The sequence below is a fragment of the Frateuria sp. genome, from assembly GCF_013362045.1.
In the GTDB taxonomy this organism is placed as follows: domain Bacteria; phylum Pseudomonadota; class Gammaproteobacteria; order Xanthomonadales; family Rhodanobacteraceae; genus Frateuria_A.
Genome location: NZ_JABFWW010000088.1, coordinates 1 through 7,277, shown reverse-complemented (window position 1 = coordinate 7,277; position 7,277 = coordinate 1). Strand labels below are relative to the sequence as shown.

Below are 7,277 nucleotides of genomic sequence, written 5' to 3'. Positions count from 1 at the left end.
GGGAAAGACCCTTCGACCTCGGCGGCGCGCGCCTCAGGGCGAACGGTTTCCAAAATCCGTTCGTGCTGAGCGTAGGCAAAGCCGGAGTCGAAGCACCGGCAAGCCATCAACGAAAGGGCCCGCATCGCGGGCCTTTTTCATCAAGCCTTGCCGTGAAACAGCTCGCGGCCGATCAGCATGCGGCGGATCTCGTTGGTGCCGGCGCCGATCTCGTAGAGCTTGGCGTCGCGCAGCAGCCGGCCGGCCGGGAACTCGTTGATGTAGCCGTTGCCGCCCAGCGCCTGGATCGCCTCCAGCGCCACCTGCACCGCGTTGGTCGAGGCGTTGAGCAGGCAGGCGGCCGGGTCGATGCGCGACTTGATGCCGGCGTCGAACTGCTGCGCCACGAGATAAGCGAAGCCGCGCGAGGACTGCAGCGCGGTGTACATGTCGGCGACCTTCGCCTGCATCATGCCGAAGGTGCCGATCGGCGCATTGAACTGCTTGCGCTCGCGCACGTAGGGCAGGGTGAGGTCGAGCGCCGCCTGCATCAGGCCGAGCGGGCCGCCGGAGAGCACCAGGCGCTCGGTGTCCAGGCCGCTCATCAGCACGCGCACGCCTTCGTTGACCTCGCCGACGATGTTTTCGGCCGGGATCTCGCAGTTGTCGAACACCAGCTCGCAGGTGTTGGAGCCGCGCATGCCGAGCTTGTCGAGCTTCTGCGCGGTGGAGAAACCGGCCATGCCCTTCTCGACGATGAAGGCGGTCATGCAGCGGCTGCCTGCCGCGCGCGGGGCGGTGCGCATGTAGACCAGCAGCACGTCGGCGTCCGGCCCGTTGGTAATCCACATCTTCGAGCCGTTGGCGACCCACACGTCGCCCTTTAGTTCGGCCTTGCAGCTCATCGAGCCGACCACGTCGGAACCGGCGCCCGGCTCGCTCATCGCCAGCGCGCCCACGTACTCGCCCGAGCACAGCTTGGGGATGTACTTGCGGCGCTGTTCCTCGTTGCCGTTGTGGAAGATGTTCTGCACGCAAAGGTTGGAATGCGCGCCGTAGGACAGGCCGACCGAGCCGGACGCGCGCGAGATCTCCTCCATCGCCACCATGTGCGCCAGGAAGCCCATGCCGGTGCCGCCGTACTCGGTCGGGATGGTCATGCCGAGCAGGCCCATCTCGCCGAACTTGCGCCACAGGTCGTCGGGAAAGGCGTTCTCGCGGTCGATGCGGTCGGCGCGCGGGGCGATCTCCTTCTCCGCGAAGGCATGCACGGTCTCGCGCAGCAGGTCGATGTCTTCTCCGAGCGGGAACGGGCGCATCCGTGGAATTCCTTGGGTTGGATAGGGCGATTTTAGCGCAGCGGCGTGTCGTGGCTGTGCGGTCCTTCGACTTCGCCCTGCGGGCTACGCTCAGGACGAACGGCTTTTTCCTCACCTCCACTGTGGACCGTTCGCGCTGAGCGTAGCCCGCAGGGCGGAGTCGAAGCGCCTGCCTCGATCCCTACGCCCGAATTCCTCTCTCCCCGGAAGAGGGTGCCGGCAGGCGGGTGAGGGTTCGGGCGGAGCGCTGCGGCGTGCCCGAACCCTCACCCCAACCCCTCTCCCGAGGGGAGAGGGACTCAAAAGAAAAAGCCGCCCGAAGGCGGCCTTTTCCGAATGACAGGGATGGTTCACTGCCCCCGCATGCGCCCCTGGAAGCGCGTGCCGCCATTGCCCATGTGCGGCAGCTTGATGCGGCCGATGGACTCGATGCGCTCCTCGGCCAGACGGTCGGCCGCCTTGTAGGTCGGCACGTTCTGCGTCTTGCTGATCTCGAAGATGCGGCCCAGGTTGTAGTAGATCGTGCGCATCATGCGCATGGCGCGCTCGCGGTTGTAGCCGTCGATCTCCAGCGACACGTTCATCACGCCGCCGGCGTTGACCGCGTAGTCCGGCGCATACAGCACGCCGCGGCGGTTCAGCTCGTCGCCGATGGCGTCGGTGGCCAGCTGGTTGTTGGCCGCGCCGCAGATGATCTTGGCCTTGATGCGGTCGATGGTCTGCTCGTTGACCGTGCCGCCCAGCGCGCACGGCGAGTACACGTCGGCGTCGACGTCGTAGATCTCGTCCAGGCCCACCGCCTCGCAGCCCAGCTCGTCCACGCAGCGCTGCACCGCATCCTTGTTGATGTCGGTGACAAACACCTTGGCGCCCTGTTCGCGCAGCAGCTTGATGAATTCGCTGCCGACGTGGCCGGCGCCCTGCACGGCGTAGCTGTACTTGCCCACGTCCTCGTTGCCGTGCTTGAAGTTCAGCGCGGCCATCAGGCCCTGCAGCGTGCCGAAGGCGGTGAACGGCGAGGGGTCGCCCGAGCCGCCGTGCACCTGGTGCACGCCGGTGACGTATTCGGTCTCGCGGAACACGTATTCCATGTCGTTGACGTCGATGCCCACGTCCTCGGCCGTGATGTAGCGGCCGTTGAGCGAGTTGACGAAGCGGCCGAACGCGCGGAACAGCGCCTCGGACTTGTCCTTGGACGGATCGCCGATGATCACCGCCTTGCCGCCGCCCAGGTTCAGGCCGGCCACGGCGTTCTTGTAGGTCATGCCGCGCGACAGGCGCAGCACGTCGTTCACCGCGTCCTGCTCGGTCTTGTACGGCCACATGCGCAGGCCGCCGAGCGCGGGGCCCAGCACCGTGTTGTGGATCGCGATGATGGCTTTCAGGCCCGCGTCCTTGTTGTGGCAGAAGACGACTTCTTCGTGACCCGTCTTGGCGATGGTTTCAAAGATCATTGGAACGATGACTCCACGAGATGGATGGATGCCATGGGGGATGGCATCCCGCAGAAAGTTGGCGGGCCGATCCAGTGCGGACCGCGCAGGCGGCAGAAAACACTTGAAAGTCAAAGCCCCGGCTTGGGGCCGGGGCGATGAATTTAGTCCGCTAGTTTAGTACGTCGGGGCCGGTCCCGTTTCTGCGGCGCAGCAAGCGCGATCCGGCGACCGGGTCGACCGGAGGCCCGGTCGCCGGCGATCGATCAGCCGTTCACCCACACGCCGACGTGCAGATGCCAGCCGTCGCGGTGGTGTTCGTAATGCGGGTGGACATAGCGGTAGCCGGGACGCACCACCTCCCAATGGCCCGGCGCGGCAACGTACTCCCGGCCGGTCCAGCGCCAGTAGCCGCGCGCCCACACGTAGCCAGGCCGCGGCAGCGGTTCCACCTCGACCAGGCGCGGAGGCGGCGGTTCGGGGGCGATCACTTCCTCCACTACTTCGCGGTGCACCACCGGGTGCTCGATAACCACCGGACGGTAGTGGACGACGCGTTCCTCGACACAGCCGCCGGCGAGCAGGGTCACCGCAACAAGGGCTACATGGCGAATCGACATATCTGGAGAAGCCTCGCAAGGATGAAGGGGCGCGTCACATCCGCGCCACGTCATCTTCGCGCAAGGGCCGGTCGTGCCGACCGCAGGACAGGCATCTTTCCGGTCGCAAGTTGTTGCCTATTCAGCGGCTCACATGCGGCAGGCCGGGGCGTGGCCGCTCGCCCGCGCCTGCTGGTACACCGGCACCAGCTGCTGGGCCTGCTGGCCGAGCACCTGCGAGCGCCTGTCCGGCGCCGGGTGGGTGGACAGGAACGTCGGCGTGCCGCCGCTGCCCTGCTTTTCCATCTTGTCCCACAGCGCCGGCGCGGCGCGCGGGTCGAAGCCGGCCTTGGCCATGTAGCGCTGGCCCAGCGTGTCGGCCTCCGCTTCCTGCGTGCGCGAGAACGGCAGCAGGATGCCGACCGTCGCGCCGGCACCCAGCAGCGCGGCGACGTTGCCCGTGTCGCTGCCGCGAGTGCCCGCGTAGATCGTGCCGGCCGCTACCGCCGCCTGCGCCGCCATGTTGTCCGACACGCGCTCGGCGCCGTGGCGCGCGACCACGTGCGAGAGCTCGTGGCCGAGCACCACGGCCAGCTGGTCCTGGTCGGTCGCCACCTTGAACATGCCCTGGTTGACGCCGATGCGTCCGCCGGGCAGGGCGAAGGCGTTGGCGGTGTTGTCCTCGATGATCTGCACTTCCCACTGCTGGGTGTTCCACGGCGGCGGCAGCACCGCGACCAGCGCATCGGCCACGCAGGTGGCGTAGGCGCGCTGCTTCGGCGCATTGGCGAACTTGCCCTGCTGGCGCATCTGGTTGAACGAGGCCAGGCCCATCTGGCTCATCTGCGCGTCGGACACCATCATCAGTTGCGAGCGGCCGGTGGGCGAGGTGGCGCAGCCGGCGAGCAGCGCGGCGGTGGCGGCAGCGATCAGCAGGCGGGGCTTCATGGTCACTTCTCCATCGCGGTCGGCATCCAAGCATAGCCTCGGGTGCCGATCAGGACGGGTGAAGTCCGTTGCAAAAGAACGAACGGTCGTGCTATTTTCGATGCATGACCGCCGCCACCTCCCATGCGACCGCCAAGGGCCCCGCCACCCGCGAACTGATCCTCGAGCACGCCTACGAGCGCGCCCGCGTGGGCGGGCTGGAAGGCCTGTCGATCGGCACCCTCGCCGCCGACGTGGGCATGTCCAAGAGCGGCGTGTTCGCGCACTTCGGTTCGCGCGAGGACCTGCAGCTGGCCGTGCTCGATGCCGCCGCGCGCCGTTTCATGGCCAAGGTGCTGGTGCCCGCGCTTTCCGCGCCGCGCGGCCTGCCGCGCCTGCGCGCGATCGTCGCGCAGTGGTGCGAATGGGGCCGCGAGCACCAGAGCGGCTGCGTGCTGCTCACCGCCGCCGGCGAATACGACGGCCGCGAAGGCGCGCTGCACGACGCGGTGGTGGCACAGCAGGCCGGCTGGCGCGGCGAGCTGGAAAAAGGCATCTGCCAGGCCGTCGCCGAGGGCCACCTGCGCGAGGGCACCGACGCCGTCCAGCTCGCCTTCGAGATCTACGCGCTGATGCTCGGCCTGCACCACGACGCCGGCCTGTTCGGCTTCGGGCAGGCGAGCCGGCGCACTGCCGCCGCCTTCGAGCGCCTGTGGCGCAGCTGGCAACCCTGAGGAGTAGCGCCATGTCCACCGTGATGCGTCGTCCAGGCCTCGCCGCCCGCGTCAAGCTCGCCACCGTACGTACCGGCTTCGCACTCGGCGGCGCCCTGGCGCCGCGGCGCACCGCCGACCGCGCCGCCCGCCTGTTCGCCACGCCATTCGCCAGCAGCCGGGCTCGCGCACGCAAGGTGCAGCCGGACGAAGGCATGGTCCGCGAAACCCTCGCGCTCAACGGCCAGACGATCGCCACCTACGTCTGGGGCGATCCGTCCACGCAGCCGTACGTGCTGCTGGTGCACGGCTGGTCCAGCTTCGGCCTGCGCTTCCTGCCGTGGGTGGCGCACCTGCGTGCGCTGGGCCATGCCGTGGTGAGCTTCGACCAGCCGGGCCACGGCAACAGCAGCGGCCGCTACTGCACGCTGCCCGAGTTCGCCGGTACCTTGCGCGCGGTAGGCCGGCACTACGGAGACGCGGAGCTGGCGATCGCGCATTCGCTTGGCGGCGCCGCGCTCGTGCTGGCGCAGGGCGAGGAATGGCGCGCGCGGCGGCTGGTGCTGGTCGCGCCCGCCGCCGACATGGACGCCGCCGCCACCCGCTACTTCCGCTTCGTGCGCCTGGGCGAACACCTGCGCCGGCCGTTCTATGCCTGGCTGGTGCGGCGCACCGGCATCAGCGTCGACGACCTGCAGATGCACCGCCACGTCGCCGCACTGGGCCAGCCCGGCCTGGTCGTGCACGACCTGGACGATGTCGACGTGCCCTGGGACGAGGGCGAGCGCTACGCCCGCCACTGGCCCGGCGCGCGGCTGCTCACCACGCAGGGGCTGGGCCACCATCGCGTGCTGGATGCGCCGCAGGTGATCGAGGCCGTGCTCGCCTTCGCGCGCGGCGAGACGGTGGGCGAACGCGTGGTGGCCTCGGCCAACCTGCCTTTCGGCATGGCCTGAACGGCGCGCCGCCGAAGCTGAACACGGCACCGCGGCTTGAGCCGCGTTTCACCCATGCCCGCGCACAGTCGCAGGGCGTGGCCCGCAGGGCACGCGTCCTTCGATCCGCAGAGGAGATGGCCCGTGAAGACCCACAAACCACTCACGATCGCAGGCGGCGCGCTCGCGCTTGCGCTGTGCGGGATCGCCGCCGCGCCGTCGGCCTTCGCCCAGCAGGCGCCAAGCAACGGTGCGGCCGCTGCGTTCCAGAGCATGGACACCAACCACGACGGCCGCCTGGCCCGCTCGGAGATCCCGCCGGACATGGTGCTGCTGCGCAGCCGCTTCACCACCTACGACCGCAACCAGGACGGCTACCTGGACCCGCAGGAGTTCGCCGCCGCCCAGATGGCCATGAAGGGCAACGGCCACGCGATGGGTGGCGATGCGCCGGCGCCGCACCCGGCGCCGGAGTCCCATCCGCCGGGCGGTTGAGCCCGGACTCCGGTACGCGCGTCGCCGACCTACAGGCAACGCGCGAGCCGGCGGATGCCTTCCTGGATCGCAGCCGCATCGATGCCGCCATACCCCAGGATCAGCCCGTGCCGGCGCACCGGCCCGCGATAGCACTGCGACAGCGGCCTGACCGAAACGCCCGCCTGGCCGGCGCGGCGTGACAGCGCGATGTCGTCCACGCCCTCGGGCAGCAGCACCGCCAGTTGCATGCCTGCCTCCGCGCCGACCACGTCCAGCCGGCCGGGCAGGTGCCGCGCGATCGCCTCGAGCAGCACCGCGCGCCGCGCCGCATAGAGCACCCGCATGCGCCGGATGTGCCGGGCCAGGTGCCCTTCGCGGATGAAGTCGGTCATCGCGCGCTGCGGCAGCATCGGCGAGCAGGTGTCCAGCGCATCGCGCGCGGCGCGGAACGCCGGCACCAGGTCCCGCGGCAGCACCAGCCAGCCCAGCCGCAAGGCCGGGAACATCACCTTGCTGAAGGTGCCCAGGTAGATCACCCGCGCGTCCGCGTCCAGCCCCTGCAGCGAAGGCACCGGCTTGCCGCCGAAGCGGTATTCGCCGTCGTAGTCGTCCTCGACGATCCAGCGCCCCTCGCGCGCCGCCCACTGCAGCAGCTGCATGCGCCGCGCCGCGCTCATGGTGACGCCGAGCGGGAACTGGTGCGACGGGGTGAGGTAGACCACCCGTGCGTCCGCGCCGCGGCGGATGCCTTCGGCCACGTCCAGCCCGTCCTGGTCGACCGGCACCAGCACCGCGCGGGCGCCGACCGCGGCCAGCGCCTGGTGCGCGCCGGGGTAGCCGGGCTCCTCCATCCAGGCGCTGTCGCCCGGATCCAGCAGCGCGTGGGCGCAAATCT

Annotated in this window: 8 protein-coding genes; 3 read left to right on the top strand and 5 right to left on the bottom strand. The window is 69.6% G+C overall.

Annotated features, from left to right (window positions below):
- Positions 1-140: 140 nt before the first annotated feature.
- From HOQ08_RS04335 to HOQ08_RS04320, 4 genes are all read right to left on the bottom strand, one after another.
- Positions 141-1,298: an isovaleryl-CoA dehydrogenase gene (locus HOQ08_RS04335; RefSeq protein ID WP_291192026.1), complete on the bottom strand. Its 1,158-nt coding sequence runs from the start codon at positions 1,296-1,298 to the stop codon at positions 141-143.
- A 350-nt stretch (positions 1,299-1,648) separates the two neighbouring features.
- On the bottom strand, positions 1,649-2,752 hold the full coding sequence (locus HOQ08_RS04330; protein ID WP_291192024.1) for a Glu/Leu/Phe/Val dehydrogenase dimerization domain-containing protein: 1,104 nt from the start codon (positions 2,750-2,752) through the stop codon (positions 1,649-1,651).
- 245 nt (positions 2,753-2,997) lie between these two features.
- Positions 2,998-3,351, bottom strand: coding sequence for a YXWGXW repeat-containing protein (locus HOQ08_RS04325; RefSeq protein WP_291192022.1), 354 nt, complete (start codon positions 3,349-3,351; stop codon positions 2,998-3,000).
- Positions 3,352-3,480: 129 nt separating this feature from the next.
- Positions 3,481-4,278: a M48 family metallopeptidase gene (locus HOQ08_RS04320; RefSeq protein ID WP_291192020.1), complete on the bottom strand. Its 798-nt coding sequence runs from the start codon at positions 4,276-4,278 to the stop codon at positions 3,481-3,483.
- 104 nt (positions 4,279-4,382) lie between these two features.
- On the opposite strand from HOQ08_RS04320, the gene HOQ08_RS04315 reads away from it, so the two are divergent.
- The 3 genes from HOQ08_RS04315 (at position 4,383) to HOQ08_RS04305 (ending at position 6,400) form a co-directional block, all read left to right on the top strand.
- Positions 4,383-4,991: a TetR/AcrR family transcriptional regulator gene (locus tag HOQ08_RS04315; RefSeq protein WP_291192018.1), complete on the top strand. Its 609-nt coding sequence runs from the start codon at positions 4,383-4,385 to the stop codon at positions 4,989-4,991.
- A gap of 11 nt (positions 4,992-5,002) precedes the next feature.
- The gene (locus HOQ08_RS04310; protein ID WP_291192016.1) at positions 5,003-5,926 is read left to right on the top strand and encodes an alpha/beta hydrolase; all 924 of its coding nucleotides are present in this window, start codon (positions 5,003-5,005) and stop codon (positions 5,924-5,926) included.
- Positions 5,927-6,049: 123 nt separating this feature from the next.
- Positions 6,050-6,400: a hypothetical protein gene (locus tag HOQ08_RS04305; RefSeq protein ID WP_291192014.1), complete on the top strand. Its 351-nt coding sequence runs from the start codon at positions 6,050-6,052 to the stop codon at positions 6,398-6,400.
- Positions 6,401-6,429: 29 nt separating this feature from the next.
- Here the strand turns inward: HOQ08_RS04305 and HOQ08_RS04300 are convergent.
- On the bottom strand, positions 6,430-7,277 hold an 848-nt coding region (locus tag HOQ08_RS04300), incomplete at its 5' end, for a PLP-dependent aminotransferase family protein (RefSeq protein ID WP_291192012.1).

Excerpts from the sequence above, each read along its gene's own strand:
- HOQ08_RS04315 (WP_291192018.1), top strand. The coding sequence starts at position 4,383 with ATGACCGCCGCCACCTCCCATGCGACCGCCAAGGGCCCCGCCACCCGC.
- HOQ08_RS04335 (WP_291192026.1), bottom strand. The coding sequence starts at position 1,298 with ATGCGCCCGTTCCCGCTCGGAGAAGACATCGACCTGCTGCGCGAGACC.
- HOQ08_RS04330 (WP_291192024.1), bottom strand. The coding sequence starts at position 2,752 with ATGATCTTTGAAACCATCGCCAAGACGGGTCACGAAGAAGTCGTCTTC.
- HOQ08_RS04310 (WP_291192016.1), top strand. The coding sequence starts at position 5,003 with ATGTCCACCGTGATGCGTCGTCCAGGCCTCGCCGCCCGCGTCAAGCTC.
- HOQ08_RS04320 (WP_291192020.1), bottom strand. The coding sequence starts at position 4,278 with ATGAAGCCCCGCCTGCTGATCGCTGCCGCCACCGCCGCGCTGCTCGCC.
- HOQ08_RS04325 (WP_291192022.1), bottom strand. The coding sequence starts at position 3,351 with ATGTCGATTCGCCATGTAGCCCTTGTTGCGGTGACCCTGCTCGCCGGC.